We start from the raw sequence: 24,556 nt of genomic DNA on the forward strand, positions 1-24,556 counted from the left end.
TGTCTCATTTCCCGCACCACCACTGGACCCCAAGATGTCAATCACCAGCGTCAACCCAGCCACCAACGAAACCATTCGCGAATTTGAACCGCTTCACAAGCAAGAGGCGATGCAGGCCATCGAAACCGCGCACAAAACGTTTCAAGACTGGCGATGCACGGCTTTCGACGAACGAAAAAAGTGCCTCCTCCAATTTGCCAACCTCTTGCGAGCGGACTCCGACGAGTACGCCCGAATGATCACGCTGGAGATGGGCAAACGGATTTCAGAATCGCAATACGAGATCGAGTACTGCGCCAACATCGCTGAGTTCTACGCCAACGGCGCGGAGGAATTCCTGGCGGATCAGCCAATCGAACGCGTCGAAGCCAACGCGTACCTGCACTACGAACCGATCGGGGTGCTGATGGGCGTGATGCCGTGGAACTTCCCGTTCTACCAAGTCGTTCGTTTCGCGACGCCCAACATCATGGCGGGCAACACTGTCATGGTGAAACACGCCAGCAACGTGCCGCAGTGCGCTGCCGCGATTGAAGAGCTTTACAACGACTGCGGGCTGCCAAAGGGTGTGTACCAAAACCTGTTCATCCCATCGGACTTCGTCGAATCGATCATTTCCGACTCGCGCGTCCAAGGGGTTTCGCTGACGGGCAGTGAGCCTGCTGGACGAGCGGTCGCGGCTCAGGCAGGCAAGAACCTCAAACGCAGCGTCCTCGAACTGGGCGGCAACGATCCGTTCATCGTGCTTGACGATGCGGACCTGGATCTGACGATCGAACAAGCCGTGAAGGGCCGCATGGTCAATGCGGGTCAATCCTGCGTGGCCTCCAAACGCTTCATCGTCGTGGAGGAAGTCGCGGACCAGTTCATGAAAGGCTTCAAGGCCAAGCTTCAGGAACTGAAACTTGGCGATCCAATGGATGAGGAAACCACACTCTCCCCTCTTTCGACCGAGGACGCCGCGGCCAAATTACAAGAGCAAGTCCAATCGTCAATCGATGCGGGTGCCACGGTCGTGCTGGGCGGCGATCGGCCCGATCGGGAAGGAGCGTTCTTCAACCCGACCATCTTGACCGATGTCACACCAGACAACCCGACGTTCGACCAAGAACTGTTCGGCCCCGTCGCGACGATCTATGTCGTTGATGACGAAGCCGCTGCCATTCAACTGGCGAACCGATCTTCCTACGGGTTGGGCGGATCGGTCTACACAAAAGACATCCAGCGAGGGCGTCGTGTAGCAGAACAGGTTGAAACGGGAATGATGTTCTTGAACCAACCCACCCGCTCACAATCCGAACTGCCATTCGGCGGCATCAAGAACTCTGGCTACGGTCGCGAACTTTCGCACCTGGGCATCCTGGAGTTCGTGAACAAGAAACTGATCCACTTGGGAAACAAGGAATAAACCGATGAGTACAGCAAACACCGAAGCAATTCAGTCCAAACAAATTGAACTGGTCTCGCGGCCGGAAGGGATGCCGCAAAAATCAAACTTCGAATTGCGGACCGCAGAAGTTGGCCCGATTCAGGACGGTGAAATCCTGGTGAAGAACCAATGGATGTCAGTGGATCCTTACATGCGAGGTCGCATGAAGGACAGCGACAGCTACGTGCCACCCTTTCAAATCGACCAACCGCTCGAGGGCGGATGCATCGGCGAAGTGGTCCAGTCACGGAACTCGGACTTCAATGAAGGCGACATGGTCCTCGGCAACCTTGGTTGGCGAGAGTACTGGACGTCCAAGGGGGATGGAATCACGAAGATCGATCCGACCATCGCACCGCCGCAAGCCTTCCTGGGTGCCCTTGGAATGACTGGCATGACCGCTTGGGTTGGCCTGCACAAGATTGCTCGCTTGAAGGAAGGCAGCACCGTGTTTGTTTCTGCTGCCTCGGGTGCGGTCGGATCGATCGTTTGCCAGTTGGCGAAAGCCATGAATTGCCGCGTGATCGGAAGTGCTGGCAAAAAGGAGAAGATTCAGTGGCTCCAAGACAAGACCGGCATCGATGCGGTCATCCACTACAAAGAGGTCGACAACCTCAGTCAGGAACTCGCCAAGCATGCTCCCGACGGGATCGATGTTTACTTCGACAATGTGGGCAGCGAGCACCTCGAAGCGGCAATCGACAACCTGAATGATTTCGGCTGCTGCGTCGAATGCGGGATGATCGCCACCTACAACGCCACTGAAGCCCCATCGGCACCGCGAAATCTGTTCAAGGTCATTGCCAAGCGTTTGCGAATCGAAGGCTTCATCGTCCGCGATCACCTGGATTCAAAGGACGAATTTGTGCGTGACATGGCGAAGCTGATTCAGCAGGACAAAGTCGTTTGGGAAGAAACCGTGACCGAAGGCATTGCAAACGCACCGGATGCCTTCATCGGGCTGTTTGAAGGCGACAATCTTGGAAAGCAACTGGTTCGCCTCAGCTGACTCCAACGCGGTTGAAGCAGCAGGGAACAACGCTTTGCCACGCCAGCCATTGTCGCCAGCGGTAAAAATGGGGTTCATTCACTGACCCCCTTGATTGCCGCTGCGACATGCACCCCACCAAACCAGAGCGATCAGCACGCCTTGCAAAGGCAGTCTCGCGATCAACCCTGTGTGTGAGAAATCATCGTACCGATCAGGGTGCAATGCCATGTGCACGTTTGCGGGAAAAACTGCGATGAGCAAGGCGATCAATCCCCAACCCGCGAATCTCCGAAGCGGCGGGACAAGCAACCCGACACCACCAATCACTTCCAAGACACCAGACACGTGCACCAGCATCAATGGGCGTGGCCAGCCGTCCGGTATCATTTGGACATAGAAATTGGGTGAGATGAAGTGGTTGATTCCCGCCGCAATGAACAGGAGGGCAATCATCCACACCAACAGGTCACGTAAAACACGGATCAACCGACGAAGCTTGGAGTGGTCCATTGGAATTCACTCGCTTCATCGGTTGACGTGGGACAATTGAAAGTCAATTGCGTGAATCAGACACGCCGTTTCGACAAACACAACGGCGCAAACGGCAGGAGGTCTCATCCCCAAGTTCGGGTCTTCAGATGTTCCCATCGAGTCGGCTCGCGACGCTGCCGCATCCACAATGCGGTGACCGTGACACCAACCAGTGCCCCGGCGACAAAGCTTGCCAAGACCGATTGAGTTGGCCGTTCTGCGATGCATTCATCCGCTCGCATCACAGCAAACTGTGCATTCTCACTGGCCCTCTGAAGCTGATCTTCGGCGGAGTGGCTGATCCGCTCCACGATGGACTCTTGCGGCGCAAACTCACGCACAACCGATTCGACTTCTTCTTGAGAAGCGTCCACTCGGCCTTGCACGTACTCGACCATGCGTGCCACTTCGTCAGGGCACTTGGACAATTCTTCGTGGTTGATTTGTGGCCAGCGACTACAAATCGCTGAGCGAACGCGGGTCCAATCCGCCTCATGTGCCACGCTCGTTTCCGTCGACATTTGGATTTCCTAGGGTGAGTTTAAAAAGTGGAATCGGGGGTCCTTCCGCTTCAAACAAATCAAGCGTCTGTGGCGGAACTGATGTTGGCAGCTTTCGCTGCGGTGTCTTCCGCCGGGGAATTGGATTCCCAACGGGTGAGTGACTGCAATTTCGTACCGAGCTTGCTGGTCAATGCGGCCAGCGCTCCACCGCGATGCATGGCGCATTCGCGGCATTGTTCTTTCACTCGGCGTTCGACTTCTTCCATGGCAGTCCGTTCGGACTTCCACGAGTGACCACTCATGACCAGCGTCTTCAGCAGGCCATCCTGCCGCTCCACCAGCTGTTCGCCATCGCCTTCCAGCGATTCGCAAACCAGCGTGGCGAGTTCATCCAACGCTCGTTCCATTTGCGGGTTCAATTCTTGATCCATGTCTCTGATCCTGACGGATGAAGTGACGCTCCGTGTCGATCAACGCATCGAAAGACGCGCAGATCGTTTGGATGTCACGATGAGTTTGCATCCTGAATCAGACGGTTGGTCCGCGACGGCCCATGACCAAACCGATGACAAACAGAACCAAGAAGACGACGAACAAAACCTTTGCAACCATGGCAGCGGTTCCGGCCAGTCCACCAAAGCCCAATGCGGCAGCGATCAAAGCGACTACCAAAAACGTCAAAGCCCAACCCAACATAGTATTCTCCTAAGGTTTCTAATTGTTTTTCGCCAACACGAACACCGTGTTCTCAGCGAACGAAACTTAGGTAACGCGATTCCCGTGCCGAACTGAATCGGAGTGCTCCACAATTGGCTGAAAGTTTTAAAAGTGCCCGTCTTTCACAAACAAACCGCGTTCCAGCGGACGCATTTGACGGGGAAGCAGGCAGGCCGCGTTGAAATCGACCAGCGTCCGCCGCGAATGCTCTGCAATGAACCAGAGTCAACGCGGATGGATCAATCTGAACCACGGCCGAGTTCCGGAAGAATGAATCTCTCAGCGGCGTGCTCGGCCACGAACCGCTGCAAACCAGTCGCTTGCTCGCTCACCGCATCCACCGCGGATTGCTGCACTTCGCGATCCGCACGTCCTGTGAAGGCTTTTGGAACGGTCACCCGAACATCCAGCGACACGGACAACGTGACCTCCGTTTGAGTGCCTTGGCGTCGTGCATCGAGCGTGGTTCGATACGACTCCAAATTCGCTGCCGCAGCGATTGATTCCGTGACCACGTTCATGGCGTCGGGATGAACGTTGGCTCGTTGACGCAACGTCAATTCATCCGCCACGATGTGTGGATCATTCAAACTCACGCGCAGCTTCTTGACCGCCTGAACGTCAGCTTTGGACCGGCCCCGAATGGCATTGAGAAGCGGCCGCTCGTCTTGGCTGGTGTCGACGTGAAGATCTTCCACTCGTTCATCGATCAACGTCATGCCCGACTGCCCCACAATCGCCGCGGTTGCGTTTTTCCGAACCATGATTTGGCGGAATTTATCAAAGTCGCATTCAACCAAGATCGTTTTTTTAGCGGAACCACTGGCCAAATGCTCGATGGAGCTGAGTGCGAGGAAAGCCAAGGTCCCTCCTGCGACGAGCAACAAAACGGCAACGGCCGTCACGACCATGCGAGTCGGAGTTCCAAGCAGATGATTCATACCATTCCTTAATTAAAAAAAAATGCCTGGCAGCCAATCGACCACCAAGCATTTGTTGGGTTCAATCCACCGGGCTGGTGGGCACTCACTCCACTTCCACTTCTTCGAGACGATCGGCCTTCTGTTCACCGGCTTCTTCCAAGGCATCGGCTTTTTGCTCGCCGAGGGTTTCCTTTTGGTCGGCCTTGGTTTCGCCTCGGTCTTCAATCATGTCAGCTCGTTCTTCAGCGGCATCTTCCGTTGCATCTGGGGCGTTTCCCGCTTGATTCCGGACGTTTTCGGCCTGCTGTTGAGTCTGATCGCGAATCGTTTCAGCCGTCGCCTGCGACGAATCACGAATGTCTTCGGCCTGCTGCTGGGTGGCATCGCGGATCGCATCGGCCTCTTGATCCAAGGCGGATTCGTCGCATCCAACGGCAACCATCATGCAGACGGCCAGCAAAAATGTGGTGATCGATTTCATAGCACTGTTCCAAATGGGAAAGGGTTTTCAGCCCTCGTGGAGGGCGGTTTCAACGATTCCCGCCAGTCGCGGGAGTTCCGCCCTACACACAGGCAACTCGCGTACCAATGAATGCAAATTGGATCAGCGCAACAAAAAAGGCGGGAGCTGGACCCCCACCTTTCAAAGCAATCGTGATCCGGACCAGAGGACCGGTCGGAAATCACTAACGAATCGAACCGTTCAAACGAGCCTTGCTCGCGGCGGATGCTTCCGCTTGACCGACACCATTTGCAGTGGCTTGTCCTTGGGCTGAACCATTGACGTTCAGCCTGGCAGCTGATCCCACTTGGTTAGCCGCATTCGCTTGGAACGATTGAATTTTGGTTTGTGTCGACGCCGTCGCTGCTTGTTGAGCCGATGCAAACGCGTTCAAACGAGCTTCCATCGCGTCGGCTTGCGCCAACAATTCGGCATTGGCCGAGACCAGGGCTTGGTCACGCATTTCAGCGATCTCGGCTTGGCGTTGACGTGCAGCCACCGCGATCATCGACGAGAAATCAACGTTCGATGCCAAGACACCGGCGACGCCGAAGTTCCCGGTCGCTTGGCCAGTCCCACGAACCGACTGACGATTGGACGCACCGGCTTGTCCCTGAGCGACTTGGCTGAACGCGCCGCCGAAGGTCGATCCAGCAATCCCAGCATCGGGAGTTTCAGGTGAACCTGCTTCCGGTGCCGAGGGGCTTTCCGAAGGCCTGCTGGTCATGTCTGGCGAGCTGGGTTGGGCTTCGTTCGAAGAGAACGCGTTGGTGGTTTGCCCCGTCGTATTTTGACGAACCGCAGCGGCAGTGTTCAAAACGGCGGACGTGCGGAGAGGGTTGAACTGACCAAAGACAGAATCGTAAGCCTGAACTTCCGCAACGCTGATTTGAATCGGGCTGGCAGAGGCTCGCGTCGAGGAAGCAAACCCAGCCGAGGTACGTGACTGCGATCCGCCGACATCGGCATTTGCATTCACGTTGACCTGAACATCGGTGTTGGCACCGACGTTGCTGCGCGACGCACGATCAGCAGTCGCATGGGCTTGGGCCTGAGCACGTGCAGCCAAACCAGCGGCGGTTTGGGCAGCCACTTCGATTTGGTTTCCGACGCGAGCTTGAACACCATTGGCAACGTTCGCTTGAATGCGTTGTTGCACTTGGCTTTGGACGTTCGCTTGCACTTGGCCTTGAACGCGAGCCTGGACTCGTTGCTGGACTTGGGTTTGCACATTCTGCTGAACCTGCCCGCGAACACGCGACAGGGCTCCGTCCAGTCCTTGAGCTTGGACGGTTCCACCGGTGCACAGCATGCAAGCGATCGCGAGGGCTTTCTTTGAGTGACGTTTCATCCGTGAGTTCAACTCCATCTGAATTTCCAAACGCCTGCAAGCCATCGCCCCGCTCACGCGAGCTTCGTGAATCGGGGTGGCAACTGAAAAGCGTCGACTGATACCAACTGGGAGCGAACGGACGTCCACCCTCAGACCGATCGCAAAGTAGGCAATTCAAGACGCGGATTTCCAGGGTGATTCCGATGCTCACTATGCAGCCATCTGTTTGACAACGTTGCAAAACAACTCTTGCTCGGCAATTGAATGATTGACTGGAACCGACGACTACGAAGCTTCGCCTGGACCAGTTGGCTGGGCCTGGTTGCTTTCAGTTCCATCACCTCAGCAGACGGTTTCGCGGGTGCTTCCAACTCAACCACCTCGACGAGTCCCGATCTGGAGACCGCTTCTGGTCCCAGTCCTGCTCAACAGCGAATGCTGGTCATGCTCCAGCAAAAAGTCGCCGAGAATCCGGACCACTCTGATTCGTGGCGAACGTTGGGGCGACTGCAACGAGCTCTCGGTGACCCAGACGCTGCCATCGCGTCGAATCGCAAGGCACTGGATCTCGATCCATTCAATGCCGCCGCTCATTTTGACCTAGGGAAATTACTCCACGACCAAGCGCGTCCAGATGCGGCCCGGCTTCATCTGCAGGAGGTGCTGACGATTGCTCCTTCGAGCAGCTACGCCGACCAAGTCCGTGCATTGGGCATCGAACCCCCGGCCCCCGCCTTGGCGCAACTCACCGCCCCCACTGCGAGCGCCGACTTCGCCGACCAACCATCGGCGAGGAACGAGATGACATCCGATCCCTCCAAAGTAGCTCGCCCGAACGATCTCCCCGCGCCGCCCCATTTAGTCGGTGCACCGACCCAAACGGTCGGCTACGAAATTCAAACCTTCGATGGTTCCGATGACCTCGAAAACCGACTGCGACAACTCGAAAGCGAAGCGGAATTTCCGACCAGCCCGCTCCGAATCTTCTTGGAAACCGGATTGCTCTACAACACCAATGTCACCCTGACGCCGATCAGTCGCGAGCTCGCACAAGACGAGCAAGCCAGCTTTCAGTGGTTCGCCAGTCCTGACTTGGACTGGAAGTTGATCCGCCGTGAAAGCTCTCGTGCGGGGGGTTTGTTTCGCGGTTACTTCACGGCCAACGAACGCCAATTCCAGGAATTCAACCTCGCCAGTTTTCAACCCGGCGCGTTTGCGGAAAGAGACTTTTCGTTCGGCGATAACGAAGTGATTGGGCGAGTGGAGTACGTGTTCTCCAATGACTTCTTCGATGGAAATCAGGTGGGCGATCGACACGCAGGAACCGCATCGTTCACCGTGATCCGACCTGATCTGAACGCTTGGTATGGGTACACCACGGTCGCGCAATCCAACTTTGAAGACGACGGTGCCATCCCAGCACAAACCTCACTCGACGGAACAACGCTGACAACTGGTGCCAGCCACTTCAAACGAACGCACTGGGAAGCACTGCCAATGATCGCCTTTGGAACCGACTTGGAATACGCCAATACCAAAGGCGATGATTATCGGTATCTCTCCATCAACCTGCACGGTTCGACGGACTGGCAAATCAGCGACCGCTGGAAGTTCACGCCAACCTGGGGCGTGGGCTATCGCAACTACCCCGACTTCACCGATCCAATTGGCCGCGATGAAATCTTTTGGCGAGTCCACGGGAAGCTGAGCTATCAGCTCACCGAACAGCTTTCCGTCTCCGCCGTCGCCGGTCACGATCGATTTGCATCGGACAATGAAGACTTCGACACCGAGCGATCTGAAGTGGGCGTGCTGATTGGATTCAAACGCTGAGCAAACGTTCGGAATTCAGGCGGACGTCCGGTTCGTCTCGGAAGGACACGATCCTTGCGAAGCCGCAGCGGGCGGTTCACTTCGCAGCCCAACGCATTGACCAACACATTGCGGACAGCACTGCGAAGGGTGAGGGGTACTGTTCAGCCTTCGTCACGGGGCGGAATCATCCAGCAAGAATGGTGAGGCTGCATTCCCACATGTGGGTAGTAGCTCTCCGCGGCTGGCGCTGACAGGAGAATCAGCCGAGTTTGGTAGCCAGCCACTTCGTGCGTTCGCCGAATCAATTCGCGACCGATGCCTTGCCCCTGGTGATCCGCATCCACGGCAAGATCCGACAGATAGGTGCAGTAAGCATGGTCGGTGATGGCTCGCGAAACGCCAACCAGCTTGCCGAGTGGTTCCGAATCGCCCACCACAGCATCGCCCACCACAGCATCGTCCGTCCAATGAGCGGTCACGAGCACGTCCGCGTTCGTCAGCATCTCACGGATCCTTGGCTCATCGTCAACGGGACGGCGTTCCGCCAAGGTGGACCGCCTCAGCAAATCAATGAATTGCTCCGATTCCAACTGGAAATCGATGCTGTATCGGATGGCCATGCAAAAAGACTGGAGAGGTGAATTGCCCATCGACGGTCGAGATGCGACCGCCGCTGAGCAGGCGAGGGGAAGATGCACCCGAACCAAGATAGCAGGGCGAGCCCCCAGGTTCGCTCACCTGTCGTCACCGACATTCAGCGATACCAAACTCATCACACCGGTTTGTCACGCTCACCGAAACGAGCTGGTGGGCTGGTTGCTTCGATCGCGACGATGGGTTCGAGCACCCGATATCGATGAATCGCACCTGCAGGAACGAGCCAGGAGTCGCCAACGTCCAATTTCGCGGTTCCTCCATCCAACTCCAATTCCAATGCACCTTCCAACAAGTAACCGACGGCCTCGTAGTCACGGATGGTTGGTTTGCTGAACACGCCTGGGCTTTCCTCCCACCGCCGAAGTGCGACGTGCTTTCCCGTTGCCAGATAAATCTGGCCCATTGCGCCTTGCTCGGCGTCGGATCCAGTCGTGATTTGAGGAATGTCCATTGGTCACCGAAGTAATTGTGGGTTGAAACAGGGTGCTTTTCCAGCACGGAAAAGGGCCGCAATCGACTCAAGCCGACGCGACCCGTTTGAAATGACAGACACGACTGGTGAACTCTCGCGCTCACCAGTGAGCAGTCTGATTGGACTCAACAATTGCACGAAGTCTCAAACTTTTTGACTTGCTTTTCGGCTTCGTCTTTCGCCAGTCCGTAACGTTCTTGAACGACGCCAACAAGCTCTTCCCGCTTTCCGTTGACACGATCAAGATCGTCGTCGGTCAAGTCTCCCCATTGCTGCTGAGCCTGACCTTTGAGCTGTTTCCACTTGCCTTCAATTTGATCCCAATTCATTTCATTTCTCCTCGAGGATAGTTCTTCCGATACTTGCCCGGACGAGCGGCGTCCGGGGCTTGGTTGTGTCCTACTCGTCCACGTCCACACTCAAGCTGCCATCGTCGATATCACGGTTCACTTCCACGCCCCCGTTTGGAGTTTCAACGTCCAAGACGGTTTCTTTCCGATCGCACCCGGTCACGATGAACCCTGCCACCATGGCCGCGGTTAACAGAAGGAAGTGAACAAGATCACGTGGTTGTCTCATGGTTGGACCTTTCGGCATGCAAAGTGGGTGAAGAACGAGGCGACCTGTTCGCCCAGACCGCGTGGGCGGATCGAGAGCAATCACGCTGACGCGAATGCGATGCCAAAACCGCCAAATCACACGACCGGCCTCGGTTTGAGCGAATCCCACCAGTCACCACCTCACTCCAAGGAGGGCTTTGAGCAATGCCTCGATTGAACCAGCGGAAACCGAGAGATTTCTCGGCCAGGGTGGAGTTTGCACCACGACGGGTCGATTGGTCGGAAACCAAACAACGCTGGGAGTTCGTTGCTCAGCCGTCCCTGGCGGTCGTCAGCGGTCGCAAAAACGATTTCGCCAAAGCATTGAACACGCCAATTGCAAGTCACAATCGATTGACCCAATCGGTCTCGTCGCGTCCAATCAAGACCAATCGGACGTTCGCCGCACGAGGTTGTTGAAGAGGTTTCGATGACTTCTGAATCTCATCGAACCGAAACCATGCCAACCGCCCACACCGCCCCAAGACTGAACTACCTGCCGACGGTGTTCGCGGGTCGAGAGAGACATTTCTGTTGAGCGATCCCCCACTCGAATTCAAACCACTGGTTGTCGGCGTGGGAGCTGGCGCCGGCGGGATGGAAGCACTGCGAGAACTTTTAACGTCGTTGGGTGACTCACCCAATCTGGCGGTGGTGTTCGTCGCCCATGATCCATCGGAATTGCAGTCGCCCCAAGCGGATCAATTAGCGAGTGCGACGCCGTTGCAAATCGTCGAGCTGAAGTCTCGCAAACTTCTCAAACCGAACACGGTTTATCTCTGCCCACCCAACAGCTTGCTCACCATCAGCAGTGGTTCCCGGTTGTTGCTGAAACCAACCACCCAAGAATCTTCTGCGACGCCAATCGACCACTTCTTTCATTCCATTGCGGATACGCAAGGGGAGCAGGGCATCGGTGTCATCTTGTCTGGCATGGGCACGGATGGCACTCTGGGTTTGAAATCCATCAGTGACGCAGGAGGAATGACGTTCGCCCAAACCTCCGGATCCTCTAAGTTCGATTCGATGCCGCGAAACGCTGCGACCACCGGTGTGGCCGATCATGTTCTCTCCCCCGAAAAGATCGCGGATGAACTGCAGGACTACGTTCGCTATCTGAAACAACAGTCGGACGAACTGACAAGTGGATCGATGCTGGAACAGATCGAACAGTCCATCCCGGAAGTCGCCGAGATTCTGTACCAAACGACCAAGCACAATTTCAAACACTACAAAACGGGCACGCTGACCCGACGAATCTTGCGGCGGATGCAGATCCTGCAAATCCCCAATGTTGCGGCCTACTTGAATCGGATGCGTGACGACCAGGAAGAATCGCAGAACCTGTTTCGCGAGTTGCTGATTGGGGTCACTGCATTTTTCCGCGACCCCGAATCGTTCGCAAAGTTAGCAGCCGAAGTGATCCCTCGGATCTTCGAGGGACGCACTGCCAGCGACCCGGTTCGAATTTGGGTGCCTGGATGCGCCACGGGAGAGGAAGCTTACACGCTGGCAATCCTGTGCCATGAATACCTTGACCAACTGCAAACGCGGCAAGGTGACTTGCCCTCCCAGGAATCCCTGCCGACGTTTCAAATCATCGCCAGCGACATCGACGAGCGTGCGTTGGCAATCGCTCGACAAGGAGTCTATCCGCTTGGAATCAGCGAGAATGTTTCGGAAGACCGACTGAAACAGTTCTTCGTCCAACGGGGCAAACGCTATCACGCGAAAAGGAAGCTGCGTGAATCCATTTTGTTCTCGCTGCACAACCTGATCAGCGACGCCCCTTTCTCACGTCAAGACTTGATCTCCTGTCGGAATTTGCTGATCTATTTGGGGCCGCATCTGCAGAAGAAACTGATTCCCCTTTTTCACTATGCTTTGCGTCCCAACGGGTACCTCTTTCTGGGTCCGAGTGAATCCATTTCCTCGCACGGCGAACTGTTCCGTGGCGTGAGCTCCAATCATCGGATCAACCAACGCAAAGGAACTGAAACGGTCACGGCGGCGGAGGACTCCCGAGGCTTTCTCAGCGCAATCGAAGTTGCGCAACCGGCCGCAATCCTTCCTTGCGAAGTCGACACCCAAGAAATTCACCAGGTCCTGCAGCGAATCATCCTGGATGAGTTCGCCCCCAAGGCGGTGGTCGTTGACATGGATGGACAAGTCGTTTGTTCCTTGTCAGACACCAGCCCGTACCTGTCCAGCGACGACGGTTCGCTCTCGAACAACTTGATCAAGATGGCTCGCATTGGCCTGCGAATCGGACTCCGCAGCGCCTTCGCGGAGGCCAAGGCCAGTCGTCGTCGGGTCGTCCGTGACAATCTCTCAGTGTCCTGCGAGGACGGCCAACAACCGGTAAAACTGACGATTCAACCCATGATGCAACTGGGGCACGAAACCGAATTGTTCATGGTGGCTTTTGAAAACCTGGGCCCTCCTGTTTCCCCCCTGGAAGGACCGACGGATGGTTCAACCAACTCCAATCCCCTGAAAGTTGCGGATCAAGAAGCCCAGCGATTGATCGAAGAACTCAAACGTGAGCTCGCGGCCACCCGAGAAGACCTCAATCAATCAATGCAAGCAATGGAGGCCACCAACGAGGAGCTGAAGTTGTCCAACGATGAACTCCTGGTGATGAACCAAGGTCTGCAAACGGCCAATGAAAAGCTAGAAATCTCCAAGCAAGAAATCCGCAGCAGCAGTGACGCCGTGGCCCGCGCCAACGCGGACTTGCAGAACCTGTTGCGAAGCACACGCATTGCGACCATCTTTTTGGATGACGACCTGTCGATCCGAAGCTTCACACCCGCAGCGACGGAGATCTATGGTTTGATCGCGACCGATGTGGGGCGTCCACTCACACAAATCGTTTCCAATGTGAAGGCCATGCCACCGCTTCCCAGTTGGGAGCAACTGATCCAAGAAGACGGTGTCGAGCACACCATCATTGCTCAATCCGGCCAAGCTTTCATCCGGCGTGCCCTGCCGTATCGATCCCACACAGGTGATCACGATGGCATTGTGCTCACCTTCACCGATGTCACGCAACTGCGAGAAAGCGAGGAACTGTTCCAATCACTGGTCCGCGCATCAGCCCAGATCGTCTGGATCGCCAATGCCAAAGGTGTGGTCGAATCCGACTCGACGAGCTGGCGTGAATACACGGGACAAACCAGGGAGGAATGGTCTGGTTTGGGTTGGCTGGACGCGATCCATCCCGCCGATCGCGAGTTGACCGAGAAGGTCTGGATCGACGCAGTCAAAAAAGGACGCCCGCTGGTGCTGGAATATCGTCTGCGAAACCGAAATGGCGACTACCGCTGGTTCCAAGTCCGGACTGCTCCTCAACATCGACCCGATGGAGCAGTCCATCGCTGGGTGGGGATGAACATCGACATCCACGATCAAAAGCAAAGTCGACTGGAATTGGCCGATCGCGAGGCTCACTTGCGCCGCGTGATCAACAATCAACTGGGGTTGGTGGGGGTGATCGATCGCAACGGATTGCTGCTGGAAGTGGATGACCGATCGTTGGAGCATGCAAAAGTCAGCCGCCAGGACGTGATTGGCAAACCCTTCCACGAGGCTCCTTGGTGGAGCTACGACGCAAACGTCGTTGAGCAGATTCGCGAGGCGATGAAACGGGCCTTCCAGGGTGAACCGGTGCGCTACGACGTGTCCTTGTTTGCCCACGGTGACGATGGCGTGATGATCGACTTCATGATTGCGCCTGTTTTCGATGACCATGGAAACATCGAATACCTGATTCCATCGGGCGTCGACATTCGTGATCGCAAAAAAGCGGAACAGGCCATGAAGAACGCTTCCCGGCGAATGCAAATGGCACTTCGGGCGGGAGGCATGGCCGCCTGGGAATGGACGCCAACCAAAAGCTACTGGACAAAAGAGCTGTACGAACTGCTGGGGCTTTCAGCAGACCAGCACGCCAGCCCCGAACTTTGCTTCTCGCTCACTCACCCTGATGATGTGGAGGCGTTGAAGCAGCACTGGCAAGGTGCGATTGAGGGCAAACACGATTGCGAGTTTGAGTTCCGCATCCAACGTCCCGATGGCGAGCTGCGTTGGATCACCAGCGTGGGCGAAATCGTGCGTTCGAAATCAGGCAAGGTCACGCGCATGCATGGCGTCAATTGGGATTCGACCCAAGAACACGTGCAAGCCGAAACGCTGCGAGAAAGCGAGCGACGCGCCAATGAAGCCAGTGCCTCCAAGAGCGCTTTCCTGGCGAACATGTCGCATGAAATCCGTACCCCGATGACCGCCATCCTTGGCTACGCCGATTTGTTGCACGATGTGGTGGAGGACAGCGAAGCTCGCCAGCACCTGCAAACGATCCGGCGAAATGGCGACTACTTGCTGGACATCATCAATGACATCTTGGACCTTTCCAAAATCGAAGCTGGCAAACTCGACGTCGAAAGTGAACGCTTTGATCCAGGCCGATTGATCGAAGATGTTCGCAGCATCATGGAAGTCCGAGCCCAGGAAGCCGGGCTCGAATTGACCGTCGAATACGGCGAGCCAATCCCCGCTTTGATTCAATCTGATTCCAAACGCCTCAAACAAGTCCTGATCAATTTGGTTGGCAACGCGATCAAATTCACCCACACAGGAAGCGTGCGATTGGTGGTGCGGATGAATTCCGATCCCGATCGATTGTGCATCGACGTGATCGACACGGGAATTGGAATCGCCAAGGAACAACAAGACCATTTGTTCCAGCCTTTCTCGCAAGGCGACTCCAGCGTCAGTCGGACGTTCGGTGGAACCGGCCTTGGATTGACGATCAGCCAGAGATTGGCGGAAATGCTTGGCGGTAGCATCACGTTCGAGAGCGACATGGGAGTCGGCAGCACGTTCTCGCTGATCGTTTCCCCTGGCGAGTTAACCGGTGTCCCCATGGTGGACCACTCGGAACCCATTGCCTATCAAGACAATGTTCCTGAAGCCCCCGACGGGCATCCCATCGAATTGAATTGTTACGCGTTGGTGGTCGATGACCGCCGCGACATTCGGTTTTTGAGCCGGCGTATCCTGACCAAAGCAGGTGCCACAGTCGACGAATGCGAGGACGGCCTGCAAGCCGTCCATAAAATCGTCGAGTGCATGCACGAGGAGCATTGCCCGGATGTCATCATTCTGGACATGCAAATGCCGACGCTGGACGGGTACGCCACCGCGAAAAAGCTCCGAGAACTTGGCTACGAAGGACCGATCATCGCCCTGACGGCTGACGCAATGCAGGGCGACATGAACCTGTGCCTGCAAGCGGGCTGCAACGACTACCTCAGTAAACCCATTGATGCTGCCAAACTGATTCAGCTGGTCAGCAAATTGACATGAGCGAACTCACCACCACCGAACAGCAACTGCGTCTGGCATTGTCGATGTCCTCAATGGGTGTCATCCACATGGACTACGACACCCAACTCGCCTCGGCTGATCCGCAAGCCGCACGACTGTTTGACTTGCCTCCTGGTGTGCAGGTCGACCGGGAGACGGTTCATTCGAAGTTCCACCCCGATGATGCCGTCGCGATCAACCAGCATCTGGCCGAGTCGATGGATCCCAACGGTGTGGGGGAATTCTCGATGGAACATCGCATCATCCATGACAACGGGGATGTGCGTTGGCTGAGCATTCGAAAAAAGGTCCTTTTTGAAGAGCGTGACGGTCGACGGACACCGGTTTCATCACTTCTGGCTGCCGTCGACATCACTCATAAAAAGAACGCGGAAGACTTCCTCAAACGATCTCAAGAGACGTTTGAGAACCTGGTGCAAAACAGCCCCTTTGGCATCTACGTCGTCGATGCCGACTTGAAGATGCGGTACGTCAGCAAAGGCGCGCGGGAGGTCTTCACACAATTCGATCCCATCGAAGGGCAAGATCTCGAAACGATCATGTTCACGATTTGGCGAAAGGAGTTTGCCACCGAGATCATGAGGCTCTTTCAACACACGCTGGAAACCGGTGAACCGTATCAAGCCCCGGCGTTTGTTGAAAATCGTCACGACACCGCCCAAGTCGAATCCTATGAGTGGCAAATCGAACGCACGACGCTGCCCGATGGTCGCTTCGGAGTGGTTTGCTATTTCTACGACGCCACCGAACACGAGCAAGTCGCGGAATCGATCCGACGCCGCGAACAATATTTTCGCGAAATGACGGATGCGGCCCCGGCGATGCTGTGGGTCACCGGCGCCGACCATTCCTGCACGTTTCTCTCGCGAGGCTGGCAAGACTACACCGGGCAATCTCAATTCGACGGCCTGGGGCTTGGCTGGCTGGACATGGTTCACCCGGATGACCGAGAGGACTCGCACCGGATCATTCGCTCCGCTTTCGAACGCCGCGCCCCTTTCGAACATGACTTCCGACTACGGACCGGCAACGGCGACTATCGATGGGCCATCGATGCCGGGCGTCCTAAGTTCAATTCCAAAGGACAGTTTGAAGGCTACATCGGAAGTGTGATCGATGTTCACGATCGCCAAGTGGCCGAAGCATCCCTGCGGCAGCGGGCCGCCGACATCGAGGCCAGTGAAAGCCGTCTGCGTTTGGCCGCGGAGACGACCGGTTTTGGCACCTACGACATCACCACAACCGACTCGCAGAACATTTGGTCCGATGAATTGTTTCGGATCCTCGGATTGCCCGCGGACGGGGCCGCGGACGAAAACCGCTATGCCTCGTTGGTGCATCCCGATGATCATCAACGATTCCAGCAAACACTGCGTCATTCGATGTCGCCAGACGGCCCCGACCAGCACTCCATCGAGTTTCGAATCATTCGTCCTGATGGAGAAACGCGCTGGCTCATCGACACGGGATGCACCTTTCGCGAGGACATCGAACGGACTCGTCGCGTCGTTCGGCGAGTGGGCACGGTGCAAGACATCACGGACCGCAAAATCTTTGAGCAATCACTGCAACGCGCCAAGCAGTCTGCAGAGATGGCCAATCGATCTCGAGGCGAATTCCTAGCCAACATGTCGCATGAAATCCGAACGCCCATGTCGGCGATCCTGGGACATGCCGACATTCTGAACGACCACCTGAAAGACCCCGACAACTTGTTGGTGGTGGAAACCATTCGTCGCAATGGGAATTTCCTGCTGGCGATCATCAATGACATCTTGGACTTGTCCAAGATTGATGCGGGCAAGATGAATCTGCAGAAACAACCGGTCCGCCCCGACACGATCGTCGGTGACATTCGTTCGCTGATGGATGTTCGTGCAGCGGAAAAAGACCTGCCGCTGAAGGTCGAGTTCGCTGGCCCGATTCCAGAAACCATTCACACCGACGCGGTCCGGTTGCGTCAAATCCTTTTGAATCTGGTCGGCAACGCGATCAAATTCACCAACGACGGTGAAGTGCGACTGAACATCCGCTACGACCAACGATCCAAGTTGCTGAACTTTGACGTGATTGACACCGGGGTGGGCATTCCGTCGGAGAAACTGGATTCGCTGTTTGAACCGTTCACGCAAGTTGACAACACCTCCACACGTTCGCACGGTGGCACCGGATTGGGACTGACGATCTGTCGTCGATTGTCCCAGGCCTTGGGAGGACAAATCGATGTCTCCAGCCAACCTGGCAAAGGCAGTCGATTCACGCTCTGCCTGAAGGTTGACGCCAGTGGCAAATTGATCCAGCCCAACCTGAACAGCCTGCCAGCGCAAGCGACGCCAGCCCCCGAGATCCGGTTGTCGGCCAACGTGCTGGTCGTCGATGATCGGCGCGACATTCGATACTTGGCCCAGCACTTCATTGAGAAAGCGGGCAGCACTGTCTACACCGCCACCAACGGGCAGGAAGCCATTGAGTTCATCGAGTCTCCCGATTCACCAACGGTGGATTTGATTGTCATGGACATGCAGATGCCGGTCATGGACGGCTACGAAGCCACCACGGAACTCCGGCGGCGAGATTGCAAGCTGCCGATCATCGCCCTGACCGCCAATGCCATGAAGAGCGACCGCGAAGAGTGCTTGGCTGCGGGATGCACCGACTACACCACCAAACCGCTCGATCAACAGAAGTTGATCCAAATGATCGCCCGCCTGACCGTTTGATTCGCTCTGGCAGCGAATCACGCTGGATCGCCCCAACCGACAATCTCCGAAAATTCTTCCTGAACCATCAAACTTGAGCATGGACACGGGTCGATAAGCGTGAGGAACGTCCTGCTTGCATGGAGCGATACTTCAAGTGCGAATCGACACTCGCCAATCCGGTGTGATGACACTGGAGGATCACCGCCGAGCTGCCAACGAAAACGTGCAAAGCGTCTTCAGCGAAGTGCTGGAGAACTTTGGACGCGAGGGATATGCCAGTGCTGAACCGGTCTCCACTGAAATGCCGCTGGATTCTCAGATCCAACAATCGTGGACCCAGTGGTATCGAGTCGAGCAACTCGGGCGTTATCGTGGCCAAGAGGACGCCGCAGCCCTGGGTGAATCCTACGCTGGCGTGATGTCCCAGGCTTACGACGAAGGCGGCTATGCCACGCCCAAAGACTTTCTGCGTGGATTGCCGGCTGCCGAACTGGAAACGGTCCAGACCATCCACCGCTTGGCAGACCCGATCCAGGTCGATTCGCTGAGCGAGGAAGGGGCTCTGAATCTGTTGGTCCCACCCGCCGCGCAGGTGGATCTGAACCGCGACGGGATCACGCAATCAGGCAAAGCCAACGGCCTTCGGTTCCCTGACAGCACGACGTCGCCCGAAGTGACGCAGGCGTGGGAGGAAGCAACCGCGGGCATGTCATGGGGCGAACGTGCGATTCACGAGTTGCGAATGAAGCTTCCCGTGTTGACCGCGAATTTCATCGTCAACGGCGACGGCCAGATCACGGGCCAGCGTGAACCAGGTGATCCGGATTGGGTCAATCCAATGGCGGACCCGGAATACTCCTTCGTCGAGGAGACCAAGCGCTGGGTCGACTACTTGGATGACTTCAAAAACCAGATCGATCCAGACCAGTACGCCAAAGATCGCAGCTTCTTTGAGACGTTTCAGCAGCAGTTGATCGAACACGGTGCCCCCTGACGTCATCGCGGTCGTGCCGCTTTTGAGTGCCGATCCAGCAGTGACTTGCAGAACCTCGCCCGTTGAAAGAGGTCGTGCAGTTTTTAAGCACTGTGTTGCCAAGCGTTTATCATCACCCTCCCCCTGGGAGGGTCGAGCGAGGGGAGCGGCTCAGCATTGAATCCAGCCCGCAATCCTCGCCGGCCCGAAGCGGGCCGCGTCTCTCAAGGTGCAATCCAGGAATAAAATTGGCATCTGCAATCAGAGCGCCAAATGTTGACGGCTTGTCGACTCAGTCGCCAACGACGTTTCAACAAATGGAGGACGGGAACTCTTGCCCGTCAGAGTCGGCCAAGACCACCCATCACACCCCGAAGCGTGAGCGAGGGACGCCCCCAACTCCCACGACGGCCCCATCCGGGGCGACCGTTCGTTTTCCGGCATCGGTCTCTCGGGGCTTCCGCCCCGAGCGAAGCACGACGGCCCCATCCGGGGCGAAACCCGGACGCCAGCCACCATTTATCTTTCGAACGTCCCGGGAAACGGACCTGTTTCACGATCGCTGCCACGACTGTGTTCGGGCGGAAATCGCGCCGAAACGGATGCCATCGGCCAATCACTTGTTGCTCAGCAAAAATCAATCATTTTGCAAACTTGATTGAAGTTCGAGGGGAGAGTCGTATTCGCCTTGTGGCACCCGCGGAAGCATTGGTAGAGACGGGAAGATCCTGTTTCTCGTGCCACGGATATGGCTGCTCATGCCGTTTCGATTCTACCGCTGCGATCCTTCGAAGCACCGCTTTTTAGCGTGTTTTGTTTGCTGCTTGGCGATTGCCTTCTCATCCACCAATCTTCACGCCCAAATGGGTGGTGGAGGCATGGGTGGAGGCCAAGCTCAAGCACCCGCCGCCGCAACCAAACCAAAATTTCGTGATCACATCCACAACCGCGACGGCATGGCACTGCGTCGCGAAGTGGGCGACGCGGTCGTGGCCGAAGTCCGGTTGGTTGGCAACCAAGTCATCCAGACCACGGACATTCTGGCGGAACTTCAAACCCGCAAAGGTCGTTTTTACAGTGAAGAAACTGTTTTGGCTGACGTCGGTCGCTTGAACGACATGGGCTCCTTTGACCACGTCACCTTCGATACCGAGGAACGTGTCACGGCAACTCCCGGTTCGAACGGCAGTGCAACTCAGAAAAGCGTGCTGGTCACGTTCTATGTTCGCGAACGAGCGATGGTTTCGCAGGTCATCTATCACGGCGACTACGGAATGAACGACCGTGAATTGTCGGGACGTTCAGGAATCACCGCAGGCGACCCGCTCAGCGAGTTCGCAATCGAAACCGGCAAACGTCGTTTGATCGACTACTACCACGAAGAGGGCTTCAACCAAGCCGCGATCATCGCTTCCATCGGACTGCCCGGTGATCCCAACGCGGTGGTCTTTCGAATCAACGAAGGGCCGAAAGAACGCATCCGAGACATTCGCATCGAAGGGGCTTCCATCGTCAGCGAATCACGCTTGAAAAAGATCATTCAAAGCCGTGGCCCCATGATGGGCATCATGAGCTACATCGGCAACGTTGCGGACATGAAAAAGATCGACGCCGATGTCGATGTGTTGGCGTCCTACTATCACAACCTTGGATTCCTGACCGCGACCGTCGGACGTCGAATTGAATACCACGAAGACGGAAAGTGGATGACAATCGTGTTTGTTGTCAACGAAGGCCCACGTTTCAGCATCGGCGACATTCAAATTGTCGGCAACGAATTCATCACCGAAGAATCACTGCGACGACGCCTGGAACTGAAAGCCAATGATGTTTTCAGCGGCACCAAGATGCGAAAAGACATCGGTGAGATCGTCTATGGCTACGGTGAACTCGGATTCATCTACGCCGAGGTCAACCCCAAGACGATCATGCGAGATGAAAACGGCATCGTCGACTTGGTGTTCGAAATCACGGAAGGCGATCGCTGGAAGGTGAACAGCATCCGCGTCGAAATCGACGGGGAACCTCACCTGATGCGAGAAACCACGATGTTGAACCTGATCGAGATGCGAGAAGGTGATTACATCGATCGTCGTGACTTAGAAACCGGGCGTAACCGGATCGAACGCAGCCAACTGCTCGAAACCAATCCCACGATCGCCGCCCCGCCGGACATCATCGTGAAGCCATTGGAGGAATCGTTGAGATGAACTCCAAGACCACACTGAATTCACTCCCGCTCAAGTCCCGCTTCAAGTCATGGATGCGTGCTGTGACCCAATCTTCTGAATCGGATCCTTCGGCCCCGTCGAAGCATCGCACAGCAACGCGTTGGCTCGATGACATCCACCGCTCGCTGTGGACTCGCGTCTCCGCGTCCGCGCTGCTGGCGTTGTCATCCAGCGTCGTTTCGTCATCGCAAAGCTCCGCTCAAACGGCTTACCCAGCTCCGCCACCACCATCGGCCTACGGTGCACCACCCTCGCTGCAGGGCACAGCGGCGGCCCCGACCAATTCGACTTACGGTCAATCGGTCTATGGCGGCCCGTCCGCCTACGGCGCACCTGGAACGACGGCTCCCGCGACAACCGCACCTGCACCGACGGCAGGCAATCCCTACGCCGCGCCGACTTATGGCGGAAACGTTGCAGCGCCTCCCGCGGCCTACCCCAACGGCGCGTATCAGGGACAAACTTATCAGGGACAAACCTACCAAGGTGACGTCTATCAAGGCGGAACGTTGCCCGGTCCTTTGCAGGGCAGCTTCCCATCGTCGCCCAGCTTGGCACCTCCGGTTGTCAATCAGCCCACCGTTCGGGAAGCCGACCTGATCATCCAAGGTTACCCCGCTCGCACGGGTCGACTGATGTTCGGCGGTGCGGTCAACAGTGACGCCGGTGTCACCGGCCAGATCACCGTGGATGAACGCAACTTTGACATCAGTCGCTGGCCGACTTCCTTTGGCGATCTGTTCAGCGGCACTGCCTTCCGTGGTGCTGGCCAAACGTTTCGACTGGAAGCAGCTCCCGGGAGTGATTACCAACGATACACCGCTCAGTTCGCGGACCCCAACCTGTTGGGTTACTTGCCCATCAGCATGTCGCTGAGTGGGTTCTTGTACGATCGCAACTTTGACGACTGGGACGAAAACCGCCTCGGCGGCCGAGCCAGCTTTGGTTATCGCGTGACCCCTGACCTTTCGATTTCGCTTGGCGTCGGCGGACAAAATGTCGAGATCACGGACCCGCGAGTCAACACGGTGCCCGAACTGAATTCGGCCCTCGGCGACAACGCATTGTTCAGTGGCATGGCATCGCTGATCCACGACACTCGCAACAGCCCGTTGCAACCCAGTCGCGGTCACTACTTTGAATTGAGTTTCGAACAAACCTTTGGCGACTACGAGTACTCCACCTTCGAAGCCGAGTACCGCAAGTACTGGTTGCTTCGCGAACGAGCTGATGGCTCGGGGAAACAAACCCTTTCCTACAGCGTGCAACTGGGCTTCAGCGGCGACGAAACACCGATCTTCGAAAACTACTTTGCCGGTGGTTACGCGACGATTCGCGGTTTCGATTTCCGTGGTGCCAGCCCGGTCATCAACGGCGTGGAAGTCGGGGGTCAGTTCCAATGGTTGAACTCAGTCGAATACATGTTCCCGTTGACCGCCGACGACGCCTTTCGCGGCGTTGCCTTTGTTGACTTCGGAACGGTCGAACAAGACATCGAGATTGACACCGATAACTTCCGCGTCGCTCCTGGCTTTGGTCTGCGTGTCGCGATCCCCATGCTCGGTCCCGCCCCGCTGGCGTTCGACTTTGCATTCCCAGTTGCGATGGCCGACACGGACGACGAGCGAATGTTCAGTTTCTACATGAGTGCGATCCGCTGATCCGGGCCTGACATCGCTGGTTCGGTTCGAAATCCGAACGGCGGGGCCCCAGTGGTCTCGCCCAATGCCATCTACTTTGTAGCGGAACGGCGCGAGCCGTCCGGTGACGCGCCGGAAAACATCCACGTTTTACCGGACGGCTTGCGCCGTTCCGCTAACAAAATCCCCTCGGTTGGTTCTAACGTAGATGGCATTGTGCTCTCGCCAGCGGACTACTTCGCTGATCCGGTTTGGTTGGCGGCGGCCTTTTCTTCGGCCGCACTGGGCCGAAAGTACTTGGGCAACACGTCCATCGGATCGGTCGTCTGCCCCGCCAAATACTTTTGATTGGCCAGCCTCGCGAGCGCGGAAGCCAAGGATTGCTGCCGAACGACGGTCTTCAGATGATCCGCCGGCAGCCCCTCCTTCATCGCGTCCCCTGTGACCCAAATTCCTGCAGCGGCTGATTCCAAAGCCTCCAGCCAGTGAGCTCGATCGAGCAGCTCGACCGGTCCCTCGGATGCCCAGCCTGAGTCCTGTTCCCGGAACCATCCCACAAATGTTTGGCCGCGATAGGCATCCAGCCCGACCAACAATCGCTGACCGGGTGCCGGCCACTCAGCCGGCGTGGAATCTTTTTCGAAGGAATTGGCTGGCAACACAGCGGCTGCCAAAACAGACAGAGAATCCAACGTCACCACGGGGATTCCCCAGGCATACGCCAACGTTTTCGCGGTGGCTGCGGCGATGCGCAGCCCGGTGAACGATCCAGGACCATCGGCAACCGCGATGTAGTCCGGTCGAGTGGCAGGGGTGCAAAAATCGCTGCCCGCTAAGGTGGTCTCCGGACGTTTTTCGCCTGGATTGATCGCCTGCAACAGTGTTTGCAGGGCTGGAGTCAGTGAGGCGGTGGCCCGCACATCGCTCGGCAATTCAAGCGTCTGGACGACCTTGTCCCCCTGAATCAAAGCCACCGAACCTTCGCGACCGATGACTTCCAGAGCCAATCCGATGACTGGTCGTGGGCTGCCATATTCGGTCTGGGGGTCCATGGTCGAGAACTCGTCGAGTGAATTGCGTGGGATTGTCGTGCAAAATTGGTCCAGACTACAATGACACTCGGCAGGTTAAGCATCCAGGTGAGGTG

At 56.5% G+C, this 24,556-nt stretch carries 20 protein-coding genes; 9 read left to right on the forward strand and 11 right to left on the reverse strand.

All coding sequences use genetic code 11. The annotated features are described in order from the left end of the window. Positions 1-34: 34 nt before the first annotated feature. Both PSR62_RS01650 and PSR62_RS01655 read left to right on the forward strand, forming a co-directional pair. Positions 35-1,408 carry an NAD-dependent succinate-semialdehyde dehydrogenase gene (locus tag PSR62_RS01650; protein WP_274406103.1) on the forward strand — a complete coding sequence of 458 codons (1,374 nt, stop codon included), beginning with the start codon at positions 35-37 and terminating at the stop codon, positions 1,406-1,408. Between the two features lie 4 nt (positions 1,409-1,412). Beyond that, positions 1,413-2,438 (forward strand): NADP-dependent oxidoreductase, encoded by a 1,026-nt coding sequence (locus PSR62_RS01655; RefSeq protein ID WP_274406104.1) that lies wholly within the window; start codon positions 1,413-1,415, stop codon positions 2,436-2,438. A gap of 78 nt (positions 2,439-2,516) precedes the next feature. On the opposite strand, the gene PSR62_RS01660 is transcribed toward PSR62_RS01655, so the two are convergent. From PSR62_RS01660 to PSR62_RS01670, 3 genes are all read right to left on the reverse strand, one after another. Continuing rightward, positions 2,517-2,930, reverse strand: coding sequence for a DoxX family protein (locus PSR62_RS01660; protein WP_274406105.1), 414 nt, complete (start codon positions 2,928-2,930; stop codon positions 2,517-2,519). Positions 2,931-3,034: 104 nt separating this feature from the next. Next, positions 3,035-3,472 (reverse strand): hypothetical protein, encoded by a 438-nt coding sequence (locus PSR62_RS01665; protein WP_274406106.1) that lies wholly within the window; start codon positions 3,470-3,472, stop codon positions 3,035-3,037. A gap of 59 nt (positions 3,473-3,531) precedes the next feature. Continuing rightward, positions 3,532-3,885: a hypothetical protein gene (locus PSR62_RS01670; RefSeq protein WP_274406107.1), complete on the reverse strand. Its 354-nt coding sequence runs from the start codon at positions 3,883-3,885 to the stop codon at positions 3,532-3,534. On the opposite strand from PSR62_RS01670, the gene PSR62_RS25625 reads away from it, so the two are divergent. Then, a complete protein-coding gene (locus PSR62_RS25625) occupies positions 3,884-4,246 on the forward strand; it encodes a hypothetical protein (protein ID WP_443217341.1) in 363 nt (120 codons plus the stop codon). The two genes, PSR62_RS01670 and PSR62_RS25625, sit on opposite strands and share 2 nt — an antisense overlap. Positions 4,247-4,410: 164 nt before the next feature. On the opposite strand, the gene PSR62_RS01680 is transcribed toward PSR62_RS25625, so the two are convergent. The 3 genes from PSR62_RS01680 to PSR62_RS01690 form a co-directional block, all read right to left on the reverse strand. Beyond that, entirely contained in the window at positions 4,411-5,112 is a 702-nt protein-coding gene (locus PSR62_RS01680) for a hypothetical protein (RefSeq protein ID WP_274406109.1), read from the reverse strand. A gap of 85 nt (positions 5,113-5,197) precedes the next feature. Then, positions 5,198-5,575 carry a hypothetical protein gene (locus PSR62_RS01685; protein WP_274406110.1) on the reverse strand — a complete coding sequence of 126 codons (378 nt, stop codon included), beginning with the start codon at positions 5,573-5,575 and terminating at the stop codon, positions 5,198-5,200. A 205-nt stretch (positions 5,576-5,780) separates the two neighbouring features. After that, entirely contained in the window at positions 5,781-6,947 is a 1,167-nt protein-coding gene (locus tag PSR62_RS01690; protein WP_274406111.1) for a hypothetical protein, read from the reverse strand. A gap of 426 nt (positions 6,948-7,373) precedes the next feature. Here PSR62_RS01690 and PSR62_RS01695 point away from each other — a divergent pair, with 426 nt between their 5' ends. After that, positions 7,374-8,762 carry a tetratricopeptide repeat protein gene (locus tag PSR62_RS01695; RefSeq protein WP_274406112.1) on the forward strand — a complete coding sequence of 463 codons (1,389 nt, stop codon included), beginning with the start codon at positions 7,374-7,376 and terminating at the stop codon, positions 8,760-8,762. A gap of 143 nt (positions 8,763-8,905) precedes the next feature. Here PSR62_RS01695 and PSR62_RS01700 read toward each other — a convergent pair whose 3' ends face one another. The 4 genes from PSR62_RS01700 to PSR62_RS01715 form a co-directional block, all read right to left on the reverse strand. Further along, positions 8,906-9,364 (reverse strand): GNAT family N-acetyltransferase, encoded by a 459-nt coding sequence (locus tag PSR62_RS01700; RefSeq protein ID WP_274406113.1) that lies wholly within the window; start codon positions 9,362-9,364, stop codon positions 8,906-8,908. Positions 9,365-9,516: 152 nt separating this feature from the next. After that, positions 9,517-9,852, reverse strand: coding sequence for a cupin domain-containing protein (locus PSR62_RS01705; RefSeq protein WP_274406114.1), 336 nt, complete (start codon positions 9,850-9,852; stop codon positions 9,517-9,519). Positions 9,853-9,998: 146 nt separating this feature from the next. Further along, positions 9,999-10,202 (reverse strand): CsbD family protein, encoded by a 204-nt coding sequence (locus tag PSR62_RS01710; protein WP_274406115.1) that lies wholly within the window; start codon positions 10,200-10,202, stop codon positions 9,999-10,001. A gap of 70 nt (positions 10,203-10,272) precedes the next feature. After that, a complete protein-coding gene (locus PSR62_RS01715; protein ID WP_274406116.1) occupies positions 10,273-10,452 on the reverse strand; it encodes a hypothetical protein in 180 nt (59 codons plus the stop codon). Positions 10,453-11,006: 554 nt separating this feature from the next. Here PSR62_RS01715 and PSR62_RS01720 point away from each other — a divergent pair. The 5 genes from PSR62_RS01720 (at position 11,007) to PSR62_RS01740 (ending at position 23,430) form a co-directional block, all read left to right on the forward strand. Continuing rightward, complete coding sequence (locus PSR62_RS01720) at positions 11,007-15,842, forward strand: chemotaxis protein CheB (protein ID WP_274406117.1); 4,836 nt, start codon at positions 11,007-11,009, stop codon at positions 15,840-15,842. Beyond that, on the forward strand, positions 15,839-18,583 hold the full coding sequence (locus tag PSR62_RS01725; RefSeq protein ID WP_274406118.1) for a PAS domain S-box protein: 2,745 nt from the start codon (positions 15,839-15,841) through the stop codon (positions 18,581-18,583). Before PSR62_RS01720 ends, PSR62_RS01725 begins: the two co-directional genes overlap by 4 nt. Positions 18,584-18,719: 136 nt before the next feature. After that, a complete protein-coding gene (locus tag PSR62_RS01730) occupies positions 18,720-19,559 on the forward strand; it encodes a hypothetical protein (protein WP_274406119.1) in 840 nt (279 codons plus the stop codon). 737 nt (positions 19,560-20,296) lie between these two features. Continuing rightward, positions 20,297-21,748 (forward strand): BamA/OMP85 family outer membrane protein, encoded by a 1,452-nt coding sequence (locus tag PSR62_RS01735; RefSeq protein WP_274406120.1) that lies wholly within the window; start codon positions 20,297-20,299, stop codon positions 21,746-21,748. Further along, positions 21,745-23,430, forward strand: coding sequence for a BamA/OMP85 family outer membrane protein (locus PSR62_RS01740; RefSeq protein WP_274406121.1), 1,686 nt, complete (start codon positions 21,745-21,747; stop codon positions 23,428-23,430). The genes PSR62_RS01735 and PSR62_RS01740 overlap by 4 nt, the downstream gene beginning before the upstream one ends. 212 nt (positions 23,431-23,642) lie before the next feature. On the opposite strand, the gene tsaB is transcribed toward PSR62_RS01740, so the two are convergent. Then, on the reverse strand, positions 23,643-24,461 hold the full coding sequence (tsaB, locus tag PSR62_RS01745) for a tRNA (adenosine(37)-N6)-threonylcarbamoyltransferase complex dimerization subunit type 1 TsaB (protein WP_274406122.1): 819 nt from the start codon (positions 24,459-24,461) through the stop codon (positions 23,643-23,645). Positions 24,462-24,556: the final 95 nt, after the last annotated feature.

It is taken from the genome of Rhodopirellula sp. P2 (genome assembly GCF_028768465.1).
In the GTDB taxonomy this organism is placed as follows: Bacteria; Planctomycetota; Planctomycetia; order Pirellulales; family Pirellulaceae; genus Rhodopirellula.

What these genes read in the sequence shown, in the direction of transcription:
- PSR62_RS01650 (WP_274406103.1), top strand. Translation starts at nt 35, where the DNA reads ATGTCAATCACCAGCGTCAACCCAGCCACCAACGAAACCATTCGCGAA.
- PSR62_RS01655 (WP_274406104.1), top strand. Translation starts at nt 1,413, where the DNA reads ATGAGTACAGCAAACACCGAAGCAATTCAGTCCAAACAAATTGAACTG.
- PSR62_RS01660 (WP_274406105.1), bottom strand. Translation starts at nt 2,930, where the DNA reads ATGGACCACTCCAAGCTTCGTCGGTTGATCCGTGTTTTACGTGACCTG.
- PSR62_RS01665 (WP_274406106.1), bottom strand. Translation starts at nt 3,472, where the DNA reads ATGTCGACGGAAACGAGCGTGGCACATGAGGCGGATTGGACCCGCGTT.
- PSR62_RS25625 (WP_443217341.1), top strand. Translation starts at nt 3,884, where the DNA reads ATGTCTCTGATCCTGACGGATGAAGTGACGCTCCGTGTCGATCAACGC.
- PSR62_RS01670 (WP_274406107.1), bottom strand. Translation starts at nt 3,885, where the DNA reads ATGGATCAAGAATTGAACCCGCAAATGGAACGAGCGTTGGATGAACTC.
- PSR62_RS01680 (WP_274406109.1), bottom strand. Translation starts at nt 5,112, where the DNA reads ATGAATCATCTGCTTGGAACTCCGACTCGCATGGTCGTGACGGCCGTT.
- PSR62_RS01685 (WP_274406110.1), bottom strand. Translation starts at nt 5,575, where the DNA reads ATGAAATCGATCACCACATTTTTGCTGGCCGTCTGCATGATGGTTGCC.
- PSR62_RS01690 (WP_274406111.1), bottom strand. Translation starts at nt 6,947, where the DNA reads ATGAAACGTCACTCAAAGAAAGCCCTCGCGATCGCTTGCATGCTGTGC.
- PSR62_RS01695 (WP_274406112.1), top strand. Translation starts at nt 7,374, where the DNA reads ATGCTCCAGCAAAAAGTCGCCGAGAATCCGGACCACTCTGATTCGTGG.
- PSR62_RS01700 (WP_274406113.1), bottom strand. Translation starts at nt 9,364, where the DNA reads ATGGCCATCCGATACAGCATCGATTTCCAGTTGGAATCGGAGCAATTC.
- PSR62_RS01705 (WP_274406114.1), bottom strand. Translation starts at nt 9,852, where the DNA reads ATGGACATTCCTCAAATCACGACTGGATCCGACGCCGAGCAAGGCGCA.
- PSR62_RS01710 (WP_274406115.1), bottom strand. Translation starts at nt 10,202, where the DNA reads ATGAATTGGGATCAAATTGAAGGCAAGTGGAAACAGCTCAAAGGTCAG.
- PSR62_RS01715 (WP_274406116.1), bottom strand. Translation starts at nt 10,452, where the DNA reads ATGAGACAACCACGTGATCTTGTTCACTTCCTTCTGTTAACCGCGGCC.
- PSR62_RS01725 (WP_274406118.1), top strand. Translation starts at nt 15,839, where the DNA reads ATGAGCGAACTCACCACCACCGAACAGCAACTGCGTCTGGCATTGTCG.
- PSR62_RS01735 (WP_274406120.1), top strand. Translation starts at nt 20,297, where the DNA reads ATGCCGTTTCGATTCTACCGCTGCGATCCTTCGAAGCACCGCTTTTTA.
- PSR62_RS01740 (WP_274406121.1), top strand. Translation starts at nt 21,745, where the DNA reads ATGAACTCCAAGACCACACTGAATTCACTCCCGCTCAAGTCCCGCTTC.
- tsaB (WP_274406122.1), bottom strand. Translation starts at nt 24,461, where the DNA reads ATGGACCCCCAGACCGAATATGGCAGCCCACGACCAGTCATCGGATTG.